This is a genomic window from Pseudomonas sp. R-28-1W-6, from assembly GCF_009799925.1.
Taxonomy (GTDB): domain Bacteria; phylum Pseudomonadota; class Gammaproteobacteria; order Pseudomonadales; family Pseudomonadaceae; genus Aquipseudomonas.
The window spans coordinates 264131-280549 of the sequence record NZ_WELK01000001.1 but is presented as its reverse complement, the minus strand read 5'-3'; the positions used below and the strand labels follow the sequence as shown (position 1 = coordinate 280549).

The following is a 16419-nucleotide window of genomic DNA, read 5'->3' as shown; positions in this document are numbered from 1 at the left end:
TCCTGGGTCCGGGCGCGTAGCGCTGATCTATGCTGCTTGAGTGAATCGGCGCGAGGTCAGCATGGCTGTGGATTCGGATCGACTGCCTGGGTGGACTTGGTGGTTGCCGCTACCGTTGTTCCACCTGGGAACCTGGTTGTCCTTGTCGAGCCAGTTCGCCAGTGGTGCGGCGCTCTGGTACCTGCCGTTCGCCCTGGGCCTGACCTTCGTGCTGTGGTGGGGGCCGCGGGTGTTGCCGGCGCTGTACCTGAATGCCGTGCTCAGCATTCCCCTGTGGGGCCTGGACTGGCACTGGGCGCCGCTGTATGCGCTGTCGGAAACCCTGGGCGTCGGCCTCGCCTGGCTGCTGTTGCGCCGGCCCGATTTCGATGCCGCGATGGCCAGCGTGCCCAGCCTGATGCGTTTCATCCTGCTCGGCGTGCTGCTGCCGGTCGCCCTGGTGGCGCTCGGCGTGCAGGGCAATCTGTTGTTGACCGGGGTGCTGGCGGGCGGGCAGTGGTGGCCGGCCACCCTGACCCTGTGGCTGGCCGACAGCCTGGCCAGCTTCGGCGTGGCCCTGCCCCTGCTGACCCTGCTGACGCCCTGGCTGCGTCGGCATGGCTGGGCCCGCCCGGGGCCGCAGGCCAGTGCGCCGAGCCCGCTGACGGCGCCGCCCTGGTGGGCGCTGCTCGGCCTGTTGCTGACCCTGCCGCTGCTGCTGTTCAGCCTGCCGCCGCTGCTGGTCCTGCCGCTGATCGGCGTGATGATGCTGGTGCTGGCGCTGCTCTGGGGCTTCAGCGGCGCGCTCTGCGGCGCAGTCCTGACCGCGCTGTCGGTGCTCGCCCTGCCGCTGGTCGGCAGCCTGGGCCTGGGCGGCGACTGGCAGAGCCCGCAGCGCCTGGAGATGCACTTCAGCGTGCTGCTGCTGGTGGTCGCCGCCCTGCTGGTCGGGCGCGCCCTCAGCGACCTGCGCCACACCCTGCAGAGCAGCGCTGCGCTGCAGAAGGAGCTGGCCCTGGCCAACCTGGCGTTGCAGGCCTGCCCGCTCGGCGTGTCGATTTCCGATGCGCGCCGCCCCGGCAACCCCTTCATCTATTGCAACCCGGCGCTGGAACGGATCAGCGGCTACCGCCGCGAGGAGATCCTCGGCAGCGCCAGTCGCCTGCTGCTGGCCGGCAAGGAGGACCATGGCGCCCTGCTGCGCGCGCGCCAGGCGCTCAGCCGCGGCCTGCCGCACCAGGAGGTGCTGCGCAACTACCGCAAGAATGGCGAGGAGTTCTGGAACGAGGTGATCATCGCGCCGCTGCTCGACGAGCGCGGCAAGGTCAGTCATTTCGTCGCCCTCAACCATGACGTCAGCGAGCGCGAGCGCCTCGGCGAAGAGCTGGCCAGGGGCCGCGAGGAACTGCTGCGCCAGACCCATCTGCTGTCGCAGACCGAGGCGATCGCCGACATCGGCGGCTGGGTGCTGGAGATGGCCGACCAGCGCATGTACTGGACCGACGGCTGCTTCCGCATGAACGAGATGGACCCGGCCGACGGCGCGCCCTCCCTGCAGGTGGCCCTCAGCCGCTACGACCGCGAGAGCCGCCGGCTGATCGAGCAGACCCTGGCGCAGATCATGCGCAGCGGCCAGGCGTTCGACATGGAAGTGCGCCTGTCCGGTGTCCGCGGCACCGCGCGTTGGGTGCGCCTGAAGGGCGTTCCGGAAATGGACGGCCCGCGCATGGTGCGCCTGTACGGCGCGATCCAGGACATCAGCGCGCGCAAGCGGGCCGAACAGCAGCTGCGCGAGCGCGACGAATGGCTGCGCCTGTTCTTCGAGGCGCCGCTGATCGGCATGGCCATGATCAATCCGCAGGGCCAGTGGCTGGAGGTCAACTACAAGCTGTGCCAGATCCTCGGGCGCAGCCGCGAGGAGCTGCGCAACAGCAGCTGGCGGCGGATCACCCATGCCGAGGACGTGCCCCCCGAGGCGGCGCTGTTCGACGCCATCAACCGTGGCGAGCGCGACGACTACGAGCTGGAGAAGCGCTTCCTGCGCCGCGACGGCTCGGTGCTCTACAGCCGCCTGAGCCTGCGCGCGGTGCGCGGGCCGGGCGGCAAGCTGGAAGCCTGCCTGGCCCTGATCGAGGACATCACCGAGCGGCACGAGGCGCAGGCGCGCTACCGCACCCTGGTGGAGCATGCCCCGGAGGCCATCGTGCTGTTCAGCCCCAGGGGCGGCATCATCGAGGCCAACGAGAATGCCCTGCGCCTGTTCAAGCTCGGCCACGCCGAGCTGCTGGGCAAGAGCCCGAGCGAGCTGAGCCCGCCCCGCCAGGCCAACGGCGAGGAATCCGCGCCGCTGGCGCGGGAGTACCTGGACGCCGCGATCAATGGCGGCACCCCGGTGTTCGAGTGGCTGCACCGCGACAGCGTCGGCCATCTGCTGCCCTGCGAAGTGCGCCTGGTGCGCATGCCCGGCCAGCCGCTGCTGATCCGCGGCAGCATCACCGATATCTCCGAACGCCAACGCTACCAGCGCGAGATCGAACGCCTGGCCTACAGCGACGAGCTGACCGGCCTGCCCAACCGCCGCCTGCTGCAGGACCGCCTGCAGCAGGCCATGGCCCGCGAACAGCGCGAGGAGCGCTTCGGCGCCTTGCTGTTCATCGACCTCGACCACTTCAAGACGGTCAACGACAGCCTCGGCCATCCCAGCGGCGATGCCCTGCTCAAGGCGGTCAGCGACCGCCTGAGCGGCTGCCTGCGCGCCGAGGACACCCTGGCCCGCCTGGGCGGCGACGAGTTCGTGGTGCTCCTGGAAAACCTCGCCAGCAACCCGGCGCAGGCCGCCGAGTACGCCGCCGAGGTGGGCGAGAAGCTGCTGGCCAGCCTGCAGGGCAGCTACCTGATCCACGGCCACGAGCTGGCGGTCAGTGCCAGCATCGGCATCACCCTGCATCCGCTGCCGGGGCAGGGTGCCGCCGATGCGCTGAAACAGTCGGACACCGCCATGTACCAGGCCAAGCAGGGCGGGCGCAATGCCCTGCACTTCTTCGCCCCGGAGATGCAGGCGGTGATCGACCAGCGCCTGCTGCTGCAGAGCGAGCTGCGCCAGGCGATGAGCCGCGACCAGCTGTACCTGGTGTTCCAGCCGCAGCTGGAGCTGGACAGCGGCGCGGTCGCCGGTGCCGAGGTGCTGCTGCGCTGGCAGCACCCGGAGCGCGGCGATATTCCGCCGACCCAGTTCATTCCCCTGGCCGAGGAAACCGGGCTGATCCAGGAACTCGGCTGCTGGGTGCTGGAGCAGGCCTGCGTCCGCCTGGCGAGCTGGCAGGCGCGCTGGCCGCAGCTGGTGCTGGCGCTCAACCTCAGCCCGCGCGAGTTGCGCCAGCCGGACTGCGCCGAGCGGATCAACGCCTGCCTGCTGCGCCACGGCCTGCCGGCCAGTGCGCTGGAGCTGGAGATTACCGAGGGCGTGCTGCTGGAGGATGTCGAACGCTGCATCGCCGCCATGCAGGCGCTCAAGCAGCTGGGCATCCGCTTCGCCATCGACGACTTCGGCACCGGCTATTCGTCGCTGACCTACCTCAAGCGCCTGCCGCTGGATCGGCTGAAGATCGATCGCAGCTTCATCCACGACCTGCAGAGCGATGCCAGCGGGCAGATGCTGGTCGAGACCATCCTGCTGATCGCCCGCAACCTGGGCCTGGCGTGCGTGGCCGAAGGCATCGAGGACGAGGCGCAGCTGGACTGGCTGCGCAGCCGCGGCTGCGCCCTGGGGCAGGGCTACTACTTTGCCCGGCCGATGGCCGAGGCGGAGTTTCTGCAGTGGATGCGGGCATATCAGGCCGGACGCGGTCCGGCCTCGGCGGCGGTCTAGGCGCTGCAGCTCGGCGGGCTTGCCGCGCGGGGTGCGGCCTGCGGCAGAGCCGCGCCGTCAGCCCTTGCCCTTGGTGCGGGTCAGGTGCGGGCCGCCGTTCTTCTCGATGTACTGGATGATCATCCCGGCCACGTCCTTGCCGGTGGTGGTCTCGATGCCTTCCAGGCCCGGCGAGGAGTTCACCTCCATCACCAGGGGGCCGTGGTGGGAGCGCAGGATGTCGACCCCGGCCACCGACAGGCCCATGACCTTGGCCGCGCGGATGGCGGTCATGCGCTCCTCAGGAGTGATCTTGATCAGGCTGGCCGAGCCGCCGCGGTGCAGGTTGGAGCGGAACTCGCCGGGCTTGGCCTGGCGCTTCATCGCCGCGATCACCTTGTCGCCGACCACGAAGCAACGGATGTCGGCGCCGCCGGCTTCCTTGATGTATTCCTGGACCATGATGTTCTGCTTGAGGCCCATGAAGGCTTCGATCACCGACTCGGCGGCCTTTTCCGTCTCGCACAGCACCACGCCGATGCCCTGGGTGCCTTCCAGCACCTTGATCACCAGCGGCGCGCCGTTGACCATCTGGATCAGGTCGGGGATGTCGTCCGGCGAGTGGGCGAAGCCGGTCACCGGCAGGCCGACGCCGCGCCGCGAGAGCAGCTGCAGCGAGCGCAGCTTGTCGCGCGAGCGGCTGATGGCCACCGATTCGTTGAGCGGGAAAACGCCCATCATCTCGAACTGGCGCAGCACCGCGCAGCCGTAGAAGGTCACCGAGGCGCCGATGCGCGGGATCACCGCGTCGAAGTTCTCCAGCGGACGCCCGCGGTAGTGGATCTGCGGCTTGTGGCTGGCGATGTTCATGTAGGCGCGCAGGGTGTCGATCACCACCACTTCATGGCCGCGTTCGGTGCCGGCTTCCACCAGGCGACGGGTCGAATACAGGCGCGGGTTGCGCGACAGGATGGCAATCTTCATTGAGCACCGGAAGGCAGGGAAAGCTGGGGTTTGTCTTGCACGTAGGTCAGCGCCGGGTTGACCACCAGTTGGCCGTCGACCAGCGCCTTGGAGCCGAGCAGCACGCGGTAGCGCATGGTCTTGCGGCAGGCCAGGGTGAACTCCACCGGCCACAGGCGATCGCCCAGCGCCAGCTGGGTGCGGATCACGTAGCGGGTCTGGGCCTGGCCGTTGGAGCTCTTGATGGTCTTCACCGTCACCAGCGGCGCCTCGCAGCGATGACGGCGCTGCACCTGGGTACCGAGGTGAGCGGTGAAGCGCACCCAGGGCGCGCCGTTGCGCTCGAACGCCTGGATATCGCTGGCGTGCAGGGTCGAGGTGCTGGCACCGGTGTCGATTTTGCCGCGCAGGCCGACCATGCCCAGCTCGGGCAGGTTGATCCATTCACGCAGGCCGATCACGGCGAGATGGTCGAAAGTCTTCAATGCAGGCTTTCTCCGGAAGTTGCGGGCATTCTAGTAGGCCCATGTGACAACTGCATCAGGCAAGATTCAGCGTCATGAGCGAACTCTTCACGAGGGCACGATGAGCGATAAAGACCCAGACAAGATACGCCTGGACAAATGGCTGTGGGCCGCGCGCTTCTACAAGACCCGCGCCCTGGCCAAGGAGGCCATCGAGGGCGGCAAGGTGCATTGCCGCGGCGAGCGCTGCAAACCGGGCAAGGAGCCGAGGATCGGCGACGAGTACGTCATCCGCACCGGCTTCGAGGAGCGCACGGTGCGCGTGCTCGCGCTGTCGATGGTGCGCCGCGGGGCGCCGGAGGCGCAGCTGCTGTACGAGGAGACCGCCGCCAGCCGGGAGCACCGTGAGGCCGCCGCCGAGCTGCGCAAGGCCGGCGCCCTGGGCCTGCAGACCGACGGCCGGCCGAGCAAGAAACAGCGCCGCCAGCTCCAGCAGTTCCGCGGCGGGCAGGACTGAAGGGCGGGCGCTGGACAGCCGGGCCTTGGTCGCGCCGGGCTTTGCGCCTAAAATCGCCAACCCTGAAACCAAGCAGAGTCCGGGCATGACCGATTTCACTCAACGTTTCCTGTTCGACGACTCCGATGTGCGCGGCGAACTGGCCAGCCTCGGCGAGAGCTACCAGCATGTGCTGGCCAAGCATCCCTACCCGCAGCCGGTGGCCCAGCTGCTCGGCGAAATGCTCGCTGCCGCGGCGCTGCTGGTCGGTACCTTGAAGTTCGATGGCCTGCTGATCCTGCAGGCGCGCTCCAACGGGCCGGTGCCGCTGCTGATGATCGAAATCTCCAGCCAGCGCGAAGTGCGCGGCATCGCCCGCTACGACGCCGCGCAGATCAAGGCCGATGCCGGCCTGCACGAGCTGATGCCCGAAGGCAGCCTGGCGCTGACCATCGACCACAAGCAGGGCCAGCGCTACCAGGGCATCGTCGGCCTGGAAGGCGACAGCCTGGCCGACTGCCTGTCCGAATACTTCGCCAGCTCCGAGCAGCTGCCCACCCGCTTCTGGCTGCATGCCGACGGCCGCCGCGCCCGTGGTCTGCTGCTGCAGCAACTGCCGGCCGACCGCCTGCCGGACCCCGAGGAGCGGGCCGCCAGCTGGGAACACCTGCTGACCCTGGCCAATACCCTGAGCGCCGAAGAGCTGCTCGGCCTGGACAACCACACCGTGCTGCACCGCCTGTATCACCAGGAAGCCCTGCGCCTGTTCGACCCGCTGCCGCTGCAGTTCCGTTGCAGCTGCTCGCGCGAGCGTTCGGCGCGGGCGCTGATCAGCCTGGGCCAGGAAGATGCCGAACTGCTGCTCAGCGAGCATGCCGGACGGGTGGTGATCGACTGCCAGTTCTGCAACCAGCGCTATGCCTTCGACGCGGCCGATGTGGCGCAGTTGTTCGTCAGCGGCGATACCCAGGCGCCATCGGCGACCCGTCACTGATGCTATAGCGTGCGTCTATCGGTTAGTTAGGTAGACAAGAGGCTGCCAAAAAGCCGGCTTTTCTGGCATACTCCCGCGACTTTTTTATCGCTGTAGCGAAGCCGACGGCTTACTACACAACGTTTGGAAGACTCGGCCAGCCGCCGACGGGGACCCTCATGACGCAAGCCAACACCGCCGTTTACACCGATATCAGCGTTGCCCAACTGGTCGAAGAGGCCATTCGCCGTGGCGAAGGCGAGCTGGCCGCCAATGGCGCGCTGGTTGTGCGTACCGGTCATCGCACCGGCCGTTCCCCGGCTGACCGCTACATCGTGCAGGAGCCGAGCAGCGAGGCGAAAATCGCCTGGGGCAACATCAACCGTCCGTTCCCGGCCGACAAGTTCGATGCCCTGTGGGATCGCGTCGAGGAATTCAACCGCGGCCAGGACTTCTTCGTTTCCCATGTGCATGTCGGCTCCGCTGCCGAGCACTACCTGCCGGTCAAGATGACCACCGCCACCGCCTGGCAGAACCTGTTCGGTCGCCAGCTGTTCATCGAGCCGCAGAGCTACAACCCGGCCGGCAAGGACGAGTGGAAGGTGCTCAACGTTTCCAACTTCGAGTGCGTGCCGGAGCGTGATGGCACCAACTCCGATGGCTGCGTGATCATCAACTTCGCCGCCAAGAAAGTCCTGATCGCTGGTATGCGCTACGCCGGTGAGATGAAGAAAGCCATGTTCTCCGTGCAGAACTTCCTGCTGCCGGAAAAAGACGTGCTGCCAATGCACTGCGCTGCCAACATCGGCGAAGAAGGTGACGTGACCCTGTTCTTCGGTCTGTCCGGCACCGGCAAGACCACCCTGTCCGCCGACGAAAGCCGCTACCTGATCGGCGACGACGAGCACGGCTGGGGCGAAGGTGTGGTGTTCAACATCGAGGGCGGTTGCTACGCCAAGTGCATCGACCTGTCCGAGAAGAACGAACCGGTGATCTGGAAAGCCATCCAGTTCGGCGCCGTGCTGGAAAACGTGGTGCTCGACGAGAACCGCGTTCCCGACTACAGCGATGACAGCCTGACCCAGAACAGCCGTGCCGCCTACCCGCTGGAGCACGTCGAGAAGCGCAGCGAGAAGAACCTGGGCGGCGAGCCGAACGCGGTGATCTTCCTGACCTGCGACCTGACTGGCGTGCTGCCGCCGGTGTCGATCCTGAACAACGAGCAGGCGGCCTACCACTTCCTGTCCGGTTACACCGCGCTGGTCGGTTCCACCGAAATGGGTAGCGGCAGCGGCATCAAGTCGACCTTTTCCACCTGCTTCGGTGCGCCGTTCTTCCCGCGCCCGGCTGGCGAGTACGCCGAGCTGCTGATCAAGCGCATCAATGGCTTCGGCTCCAAGGTCTACCTGGTCAACACCGGCTGGACCGGCGGTGGCTACGGCGTCGGCAAGCGTTTCAACATTCCGACCACCCGTGGCGTGATCGCGGCCATCCAGAGCGGCGCGCTGATCGGTGCCGAAACCGAGCACCTGCCGCTGATCAACCTGGACGTGCCGAAGGCCGTACCGGGCGTCGAGACCAACCTGCTCAACCCGCGCAACACCTGGGCTGACCAGAACGCCTACGACGAGGCCGCCAAAGGCCTGGCCAAGCTGTTCATCGAGAACTTCAAGAAGTTCGACGTGTCCGAGGCCATCCGCAACGCCGGCCCGCAACTGTAAGTTGCCCGCCCATGAAAAAGCCGCCCTCGGGCGGCTTTTTTGTGCGCTGCTGTCGGTGCAGATCAGGCACGGGTGTCTCTGTACGCTTCCGGTGCAACCGGTTTTGCCTCGGGCCGCTCGACGCGGCGGGTGTTGCTCGCGATGTCCTGTGCCAGCTGGTTGCGACGGGCGTCGTCACGCAATTGCAGTGCTGTTCCCACCGCGCCCGGCTGGCTGTCGATCTCGCCTTCGCTGGCGACCGCCAGATAGGTATCGATTTGCCGTTGCTGGCTGGTGGCACTGTACAACTGGGTGGCGGCGCTGCGCCGGTTGGACTGGCCCAGTGTCTGACTGTCCTGCTGCTCGGCGACTCGATCAGCAGCGCGGTCGACCGTGCGATTCACCTGTTCCGCAGTGAGCGGAACCTCGGGTGATGCGGTGGCCTGGCCGGCTTTGTTGATGATCTGGGTCGAGAGGGGCAGGTTGCCGCTGTACCCGGATACTTGCATGCCCTACCTCCTGTGTGGCCCTATTAATTTCAATCTACCTCGCCCGCGGCAGGTCCGTTAGATGGATTGGCGATAGTGCTGCGCATGGATTGTCCGGTTCGTTTTTCGCCACCGCGCACGGGGCTGCAGCCGCGCCCTGCCGGCACGGCCTTGCGCCGCATCGCCGGCTAAGCGGGTGGCGGCAGCAGGCTGTTGTGCCCTTCGCGGGCGAGGTTTTCCGCCAGAACGCCTGGGCTGAGCAGGCTGGCGAGGATCAGCAGCAGCGGGGCGATGCGCTTCATGGTGCCTCCGGGGTGGGCCGGTGGGGAGGACTGCCGGGTGTTGCTCCAGTCGAGCGTCTGTGCGCAGCCGGTGTCGGCGCATACAGGGCCATGGGCGGATGGCCAGCGGGCATCCGCCTGGTTACAGAGAAAAGGCGATCAGCGGCTTTTGCGCAAGGCCACGGGCGAATGAGGCTGCTGCCCGGTGGGCGGGGTCAGCTGCGATCGGCCAGCACGCCGATCAGGAAGAACACCAGCAACAGCACCGGCGCCAGGGTGAAGTTGTTGAAGTAGCCCAGGCCCTGGGCCAGCCAGGGGGTGAGGAAGACGATGGCCAGGCCGTAGCCGACCGCGCAGACCAGGACGAAGATCAGCGTGCGCAGGAAGAAGTTGAAGCCACTGATGGAGCGTTGCACCCAGGCATTGATGCCCGGTCCGAACAGCACGAACAGGGTGGCCATGATGGCCAGGGAAATGTCGAACAGGTTGCCGCGGCACCAGCGCGACAGGGTGGTGATCAGGTCGAGCAGCAGATCCATCGGTTGTCCTTATTCTGGGCGGTGGGCTGGCGGGGGTGGGCAGTTTACCGTCTGTCGCTCGGGCTGCGGTAGGTTGGGTTGGGGTGCGTAGCGCCGAAGCCCAACCAGCGAAGCGCTAAGCAGAGTCGCGGCCTGGTTGCTCGTCGTTGGGCTTCGCTACGCTCAACCCAACCTACGGCAGGAAGTGCTGCAGCAGGTCGTTGAGGAACAGCTGGCCTTCGCGGGTCGCCACCAGGCGTTCGGGGTCGGCCAGCAGCAGCTTGCGTGCCTCGGCCTCGCGCCGGGCGCCGTCCAGCTGCGCCAGGGGCAGGCTGGTGCGCGCGCTGAACAGGCTGGCCGGCACGCCTTCGGTGAGACGCAGCGCGTTCATCAGGAACTCGAACGGCAGTTCGTCGGCCGTCAGCAGGCGCTCGCCGGCCTGGAAGGCCTTGGCCGGGTCGAGGTAGTCCTTGGGCAGGCGGGTCTTCCAGCTGCGCGCGATCTGCCCGGACGGGCTGCTCAGCTTGGCGTGGGCGCCGGCGCCGATGCCGAGGAAATCGCCGAAGGTCCAGTAGTTGAGGTTGTGCCGCGCCGCCTGGCCGGCCTGGGCATAGGCGGAGACCTCGTACTGGGCGTAGCCCTGCTCGGTCAGCAGGGCCTGGCCGGCCTCCTGGATGTCCCACAGCAGGTCGTCTTCCGGCAGCGCCGGCGGCTGGCTCCAGAACACCGTGTTTGGCTCCATGGTCAGCTGGTACCAGGACAGGTGCGTCGGCCCCTGGGCGATGGCGGTGCGCAGGTCGAACAGGGCGTCCTCGATGCTCTGCTCGGGCAGGCCGTGCATCAGGTCGAGGTTGAAGTTGTCGAAGCCGGCGGCGCGCGCCATGTCGGCGGCACGGATCGCCTCGTCGCCGTCGTGGATGCGGCCGAGGGCCTTGAGCTTGGCCTGCTGGAAACTCTGCACGCCGATCGACAGGCGGTTGATGCCGAGGCGGCGGTAGTCGCGGAACTTGGCCTGCTCGAAGGTGCCGGGGTTGGCTTCCAGGGTGATCTCGATGGCGCTGGCGAAGCGCACGCGCCGCTCTACGCCCTCCAGCAGGCGGCCCAGGGCGCGGGCCGAGAACAGGCTGGGGGTGCCGCCACCGAAGAAGATCGAGCTCAACTCGCGACCGTGGACATGGCCGAGGTCGGCGTCCAGGTCGGCCAGCAGGGCGTCGACATAGTCCTCTTCCGGCAGCGTGGGGCCGGCGGCGTGGGAGTTGAAGTCGCAGTACGGGCATTTGCGCACGCACCACGGGATATGGATGTACAGCGCCAGTGGCGGCAGCTGGAAGCTCCCGCCGCTGAGCGTGCTCATGCCAGCCCCAGGCGCTGCTTGAGCAGGACCATGGCGCGGGCGCGGTGGCTGAGCTGGTTCTTCTCGATCGAGGTCAGCTCGGCGCTGGAGCAGCCGCGTTCGGCGACCCAGAACAGCGGGTCGTAGCCGAAGCCATGCTCGCCGCACGGTGCGTGCAGGATGCTGCCGTGCCAGAGGCCCTCGCAGAGGATCGGCAGCGGGTCGTCGGCGTGCCGCACCAGGGCCAGGGCGCAGACGAACTGGGCGCCGCGCTCGGCATCCGGGACGTCCTTGAGCGCCTCCAGCAGCTTGGCGTTGTTGGCCGCGTCACCCAGGCCGTCGGCATAGCGCGCCGAGTAGATGCCGGGTGCGCCGCCGAGGCAGTCCACCGCCAGCCCCGAGTCGTCGGCCAGCGCCGGCAGGCCGGACACCCGGGCGGCATGGCGGGCCTTGAGGATGGCGTTCTCGACGAAGGACAGGCCGGTTTCCTCCGGCTCCACGCTGGAGAACTCGCCGATCGCGCGCACGCGCACGGCGTCGCCGAGCATGGCCTGGAGTTCCTTGAGTTTGCCGGCGTTGTGGCTGGCCAGCACGAGTTCGGTGAGCTGCATCATTCGTCCGGAAACACTTCCTGGTCAAAACTGAAACTCTGCGGCGCGGCATCGCCGACCTGCAGGTTGAGGGTGAAGTTGAGCATCTCGCGCTCGCGCAGCGGGAACTCGGCCAGGTAGTACACCGCGCCGCTTTCCAGCACCTGCTTGAAGCTCAGCGCGCTGGTCTGGCCGAGCAGGTTCTTCACCTGGCCACTGACCTGGGCCGGCACGCCCTTGCCGGCCTTGAGCGCGGCGACGTTGATCACGCCGGTGGTCTTGCTGCGGTTGAGGCCCGCCGCGGCGGCGATATCCGGCTGCAGGAAGCTGGAGTTGAACACGCTGTAATGCACATCCAGGTCGCCGAAGCTCTGTTTGCGTTCGGCGAAGGCGGGCAGGGCGACGAGCAGGCACAGCAGCAGGGAAGCGAGGCGAGGCATGGTGGTTCTCCTGGGCGTCAGGGGGTTAGAGGGCTACGCGGTGATCGGCCAGGCCGGGCCCGCTGACGCGATAGATGCCGATCTCTCCCATCAGATTAGGCCAAAGCTTGCTGCCCAGGCTGTGCCGATGCTCGTGGTCCACCGCCAGGCGCTCCTCGACCCGGGCGCCCAGCTGCAGGCACAGGCGCTCGAAGTCGGCGAAGGTGCAGAAGTGGATGTTCGGCGTGTTGTACCAGGTGTAGGGCAGGAATTCCGATACCGGCATGCGCCCGTTGCGCGCCAGGTACCAGCGGCAGTGCCAGTGGCCGAAGTTGGGGAAGGTGATGATGCAGGTCTTGCCGACCCGCAGCATTTCCGCCAGGACCTTGTCCGGGTAGCGCAGGGCCTGCAGCGACTGGGTCATGACCACCACGTCGAAGCTGTTGCTGGCGAAGTTGCCGAGGCCCTGGTCGAGATCCTGTTCGATCACGTTGACCCCGCGCTCGATGCAGGTGGCGATCTTGTCGCCGTCGATCTCCAGGCCGTAGCCGCTGACCTGCTTGTTGGCGTGCAGCCAGGCCAGCAGTTCGCCGTCGCCGCAGCCGAGGTCGAGCACGCGGCTGCCGGCGGGGATCCATTCCTGGATGATGTCCAGATCTGCGCGCATGGCTTATACCTCGATCCGTTTCATGTAACCGCCGAAGGCCTGCAGGTAGCGCGGGATCGGGATGAGAAAGGCGTCGTGGCCCTGCGGCGCGTCGATTTCCAGGTAGCTGACGTTCTTGTTGGCCGCCAGCAGGGCGTCGACGATTTCCCGCGAGCGCGCCGGCGAGAAGCGCCAGTCGGTGGTGAAGGACATCACGCAGAAGTCGGCCTGGGCCACCGCCAGGGTCTTGGCCAGGTTGCCGCCCTGGGCGGCGGCCGGGTCGAAGTAGTCCAGCGCCTTGGTCATCAGCAGGTAGGTGTTGGCGTCGAAACGCCCGGAGAACTCCTCGCCCTGGTAGCGCAGGTAGCTCTCGACCTGGAACTCGACGCTGTGGAAGTCGTAGTTGAGCTTGTCGGTCTTCAGCTCGCGGCCGAATTTCTCGCCCATGGCGTCGTCCGACAGGTAGGTGATGTGGCCGACCATGCGCGCCAGCATCAGGCCGCGCTTGGGGATCACCCCCTGTTCCTGGAAGTGCCCGCCGTGGAAGTCCGGGTCGGTGAGGATGGCCTGGCGCGCCACTTCGTTGAAGGCGATGTTCTGCGCCGACAGCTTGGGTGCCGAGGCAATCGCCAGGCAGTGGCGCACGCGCTCGGGGTAGCTGATGCTCCACTGCAGCGCCTGCATGCCGCCCAGGCTGCCGCCGATCACCGCGGCCCAGCGGCCGATGCCGAGCCGGTCGGCCAGGCGTGCCTGGCTGTGCACCCAGTCTTCCACGGTCATCACCGGGAAGTCGGCGCCGTAGACCTTGCCGGTGGCCGGGTTGAGGCTGCCGGGGCCGGTGGAGCCGTTGCAGCCGCCGAGGTTGTTGAGGCTGACGACGAAGAACTTGTTGGTGTCGATCGGCTTGCCGGGGCCGATGCAGCTGTCCCACCAGCCCGGCTTGCGCTCGTCCGCGCGGTGGTAGCCGGCGGCGTGGTGATGGCCGGACAGGGCGTGGCAGATCAGCACGGCGTTGCTCGCCGCGGCATTCAGCGTGCCGTAGGTCTCGTAGATCAGCTGGTAGTCGGCCAGCGTGCGCCCGCACACCAGGGGCAGTGGCTCGGCAAAGTGCACAGTCTGCGGTGTGACCAGACCGACGGAATCTTCGGGAAAGGCTGTCGGCATCGACCCTGCTCTCGATCAAGGGAGTGCAGCAGTCTAAAGACCGGGGCCCCCAGCGGCAAGCGCCGCGGGGGCCGCTAAGGCCTTGAATGGAAAGGCTCTACGCCGGGTCGCCGGCGCCTTGCTGGCGGGCTGCGCCGGGCAGGGTGACGACCTTGCCCTGGCGCTGGATCGGCGCCGGGCGGCGCAGTGCGCGGAGCATGTCGCTGGCCTGGCCCAGCTGGGTTTCCAGCTCGCCGATGTAGCGCGCCAGTTGCTGGCCGCGCTGGCGCGCCTGCTGGGTGTCCTGAGCCAGGGCCTTGAGCCGCAGCATGTGGGTTTCCAGCAGCTGCTTGTGTTCCAGGGTGTGCTGCATCAGCGGCATCAGCGCGTCGCTGGCCCACTGCTCGGCCTCGTGGCGCAGGCGCTGGTGCAGGCCGATGACTTCCTGCACCAGGGTGGCGAAGAAGCGCCGGGTCAGGATCTTCTGCTCGGTGAGCAGGGTCTTCAGGTGCAGGCGGAACTGGTCGGCCTTGGCCTGCAGCTGCTGCAGCTCGCGCAGGTAGCGGCGGCTGTTGAACTGCGGCGCGTCGACGCCGTGCAGCGGGTTTTCCTCGTTGTGCCGGCGGTAGATGGCGGCGACCATCTTGTTGGCCATCTCGGCTTCCTGGGCCAGGTTGCCGAGGTCGTGTTCGACGTTGTGGAAGAACTGCAGGATCGCCTGGTTGATGCCGAAGGTGGTCCAGCTGCCGCTCAGGCCCTCGCGGACCCGCGCCAGGTGACCTTCCAGGCGGTCCGGGAGGACGGCGGCGCGCAACAGGTCGCCCTGGCGCTTGAGCAGGCGCTGGTTGGTCTTCAGACCGAGCAGGCGCTTGTGGTGCTGGCTGTGGTCTTCCTTGGTCTTGGCGGTCAGCTCGAAGAGCATCTGGCCGTTGTCCTGCTGGTGGCTGGAGAGCAGCTCCTGCTGCTCGCGCACCTTGGCCAGGCGCAGGTTGAGCACGTGCTGGCTGTTGTTGAGCAGGGCCAGCACCTGGTTGACCACGCGGTCTTCGAGCAGGCGCTCCTTCTGCGCGACGATGCGTTCGCAGAGCAGGCTTTCCAGGTCGCCGAGCTGGCTGCGCGCGAGCAGCGCCTCGTCCTTGCGTACCTTGGCCAGCATCGCCTGCTTGGCCGACAGCGGCAGCACGCTGTCGGCACTGATGCCCAGCTGGCGCGCGGTGGCGTGGCGGATCTGGCTGATGGCGTTGTGCACGAACTGCTCGCCGGCGAGGTCGTCCCACAGCACGTCGATCTTGTTCAGCACGGCGAACAGGCTGGACTGGGTGTCTTCGTCGAGCTGGCGGATATGCTGCTGCCAGATCGCCATGTCGCTGGCGGTGACGCCGGTGTCGGCGGCCAGCAGGAAGATGATCGCCTGGGCGCTGGGCAGCATCGACAGGGTCAGTTCCGGTTCGCTGCCGAGGGCGTTCAGGCCGGGCGTGTCGAGGATGCGCAGGCCTTGGCGCAGCAGCGGGTGGTCGAAGTTGACGATGGCGTGGCGCCAAGCCGGTACCAGCACCTGGCCGGGCTTGCCGGCGCTTTCCAGCATGTCCGGGTGGAAGCCGAGCTGGATCGCCTGTTCCACCGGCATCGGCTTGGTCTTCGCCACCTGGCTGAAGGCCTGCACCATGTTGTCCGGGTCGCTGGTGTCCAGCGGGATGTTCACCCAGTGCCGCGGAATGCGCTTGAACTGCGCCACGCTGGCCGAGGCGGTGCGCGTCTCGATCGGCAGCAGGCGGATGTAGGAACGCTCGGAGCGCGGGTCGAAGAACAGCTCGGTCGGGCACATGGTGGTGCGCCCGGCCTGGGACGGCAGCATGCGCTGGCCGTACTCGGAGAAGAACAGGCTGTTGATCAGCTCGGTCTTGCCACGGGAGAACTCGCCGACGAAGGCCAGGGTGATGTGGTCGGTACGCAGCAGGCGCAGGGCCCGTTCCAGGCGGGTGTCGAGCGCTTCCGAGCCGAGCCGGTTGTGCGCCAGCCAGCTGCGGTAACGGGTGATCTCGCGCATCAACTCGCGCTTCCAGGCGACGTAGGCGTCTACCTGCTGACTGAGACGTTCCATGCTCATCCGGGCTTCTCCTCTCGGGTAACGCATCCTGCGCTGGTCGTGGGTGGCGAGGGCGACGGCAGACTGGCCTGCGGCGGCGCCACGATAGCCGAGGCTTTGCCGCAGATGCCCGCATTATGCGGGGGATGGCGCCGGCGTCAATCGCCCCGGCGCACACGCCGTCCCCTGTGGTCGCTCAAGACGACCGAGCGGTCAGCCCGGGCAGCTCCGGCAGGCGTTGCGGCGCATGGATGCGCACGCGTTTCTGCCGGTTCAGCTCGCCGCTTTCCAGGCTGACCTGGCTCTTGGCCACGCCGAAGGCCTTGCCAAGAAAGGCCAGCAGATGGGCATTGGCCTTGCCTTCCACCGGTGGCGCGGTGAGGCGGATCTTCAGCCGCTCACCGTGCAGGCCGGTGAACTCGTCCTTGCTGGCCTTGGGCTGCAGGTGGCAGTCGAGAATCAGGTCGTCGCCATCCCAGCGGAACCAGGCCAT

At 67.4% G+C, this 16419-nt stretch carries 15 protein-coding genes; 4 read left to right on the top strand and 11 right to left on the bottom strand.

What is annotated here, in order from left to right; all coding sequences use genetic code 11:
* Positions 1 to 61 precede the first annotated feature (61 nt).
* Positions 62 to 3847, top strand: coding sequence for an EAL domain-containing protein (locus F3I62_RS01285; RefSeq protein ID WP_160487881.1), 3786 nt, complete (start codon positions 62 to 64; stop codon positions 3845 to 3847).
* A 57-nt stretch (positions 3848 to 3904) separates the two neighbouring features.
* Here F3I62_RS01285 and rimK read toward each other — a convergent pair whose 3' ends face one another.
* Together rimK and F3I62_RS01275 are read right to left on the bottom strand one after the other, a co-directional pair.
* Complete coding sequence (gene rimK / locus F3I62_RS01280) at positions 3905 to 4810, bottom strand: 30S ribosomal protein S6--L-glutamate ligase (protein WP_160077161.1); 906 nt, start codon at positions 4808 to 4810, stop codon at positions 3905 to 3907.
* Entirely contained in the window at positions 4807 to 5208 is a 402-nt protein-coding gene (locus F3I62_RS01275) for an ATP-dependent zinc protease (protein ID WP_372238565.1), read from the bottom strand. Before F3I62_RS01275 ends, rimK begins: the two co-directional genes overlap by 4 nt.
* A gap of 166 nt (positions 5209 to 5374) precedes the next feature.
* On the opposite strand from F3I62_RS01275, the gene F3I62_RS01270 reads away from it, so the two are divergent.
* The 3 genes from F3I62_RS01270 to F3I62_RS01260 all read left to right on the top strand — a co-directional run bounded on the left by F3I62_RS01270 (position 5375) and on the right by F3I62_RS01260 (position 8443).
* Positions 5375 to 5770 carry an RNA-binding S4 domain-containing protein gene (locus tag F3I62_RS01270; protein ID WP_160487880.1) on the top strand — a complete coding sequence of 132 codons (396 nt, stop codon included), beginning with the start codon at positions 5375 to 5377 and terminating at the stop codon, positions 5768 to 5770.
* Between the two features lie 85 nt (positions 5771 to 5855).
* The gene (hslO, locus tag F3I62_RS01265; protein WP_160487879.1) at positions 5856 to 6743 is read left to right on the top strand and encodes an Hsp33 family molecular chaperone HslO; all 888 of its coding nucleotides are present in this window, start codon (positions 5856 to 5858) and stop codon (positions 6741 to 6743) included.
* A gap of 158 nt (positions 6744 to 6901) precedes the next feature.
* Positions 6902 to 8443, top strand: coding sequence for a phosphoenolpyruvate carboxykinase (locus F3I62_RS01260; protein ID WP_160487878.1), 1542 nt, complete (start codon positions 6902 to 6904; stop codon positions 8441 to 8443).
* A gap of 62 nt (positions 8444 to 8505) precedes the next feature.
* On the opposite strand, the gene F3I62_RS01255 is transcribed toward F3I62_RS01260, so the two are convergent.
* From F3I62_RS01255 to F3I62_RS01215, 9 genes are all read right to left on the bottom strand, one after another.
* Entirely contained in the window at positions 8506 to 8931 is a 426-nt protein-coding gene (locus F3I62_RS01255; protein WP_160487877.1) for a hypothetical protein, read from the bottom strand.
* A 475-nt stretch (positions 8932 to 9406) separates the two neighbouring features.
* The gene (locus F3I62_RS01250; protein WP_160487876.1) at positions 9407 to 9730 is read right to left on the bottom strand and encodes a DUF3392 domain-containing protein; all 324 of its coding nucleotides are present in this window, start codon (positions 9728 to 9730) and stop codon (positions 9407 to 9409) included.
* Between the two features lie 172 nt (positions 9731 to 9902).
* Positions 9903 to 11063 carry a radical SAM family heme chaperone HemW gene (gene hemW, locus F3I62_RS01245; protein WP_160487875.1) on the bottom strand — a complete coding sequence of 387 codons (1161 nt, stop codon included), beginning with the start codon at positions 11061 to 11063 and terminating at the stop codon, positions 9903 to 9905.
* On the bottom strand, positions 11060 to 11656 hold the full coding sequence (gene rdgB, locus F3I62_RS01240) for an RdgB/HAM1 family non-canonical purine NTP pyrophosphatase (RefSeq protein WP_160487874.1): 597 nt from the start codon (positions 11654 to 11656) through the stop codon (positions 11060 to 11062). The genes hemW and rdgB overlap by 4 nt, the downstream gene beginning before the upstream one ends.
* Positions 11653 to 12072: a DUF4426 domain-containing protein gene (locus F3I62_RS01235; RefSeq protein ID WP_160487873.1), complete on the bottom strand. Its 420-nt coding sequence runs from the start codon at positions 12070 to 12072 to the stop codon at positions 11653 to 11655. Before F3I62_RS01235 ends, rdgB begins: the two co-directional genes overlap by 4 nt.
* 25 nt (positions 12073 to 12097) lie before the next feature.
* Positions 12098 to 12718 (bottom strand): methionine biosynthesis protein MetW, encoded by a 621-nt coding sequence (metW, locus tag F3I62_RS01230; protein ID WP_160487872.1) that lies wholly within the window; start codon positions 12716 to 12718, stop codon positions 12098 to 12100.
* Positions 12719 to 12721: 3 nt separating this feature from the next.
* Positions 12722 to 13861 carry a homoserine O-acetyltransferase gene (locus F3I62_RS01225; RefSeq protein ID WP_160487871.1) on the bottom strand — a complete coding sequence of 380 codons (1140 nt, stop codon included), beginning with the start codon at positions 13859 to 13861 and terminating at the stop codon, positions 12722 to 12724.
* Between the two features lie 97 nt (positions 13862 to 13958).
* Positions 13959 to 15947, bottom strand: coding sequence for a dynamin-like GTPase family protein (locus tag F3I62_RS01220; RefSeq protein ID WP_160487870.1), 1989 nt, complete (start codon positions 15945 to 15947; stop codon positions 13959 to 13961).
* Between the two features lie 175 nt (positions 15948 to 16122).
* On the bottom strand, positions 16123 to 16419 hold the full coding sequence (locus F3I62_RS01215) for a DUF167 domain-containing protein (RefSeq protein WP_160487869.1): 297 nt from the start codon (positions 16417 to 16419) through the stop codon (positions 16123 to 16125).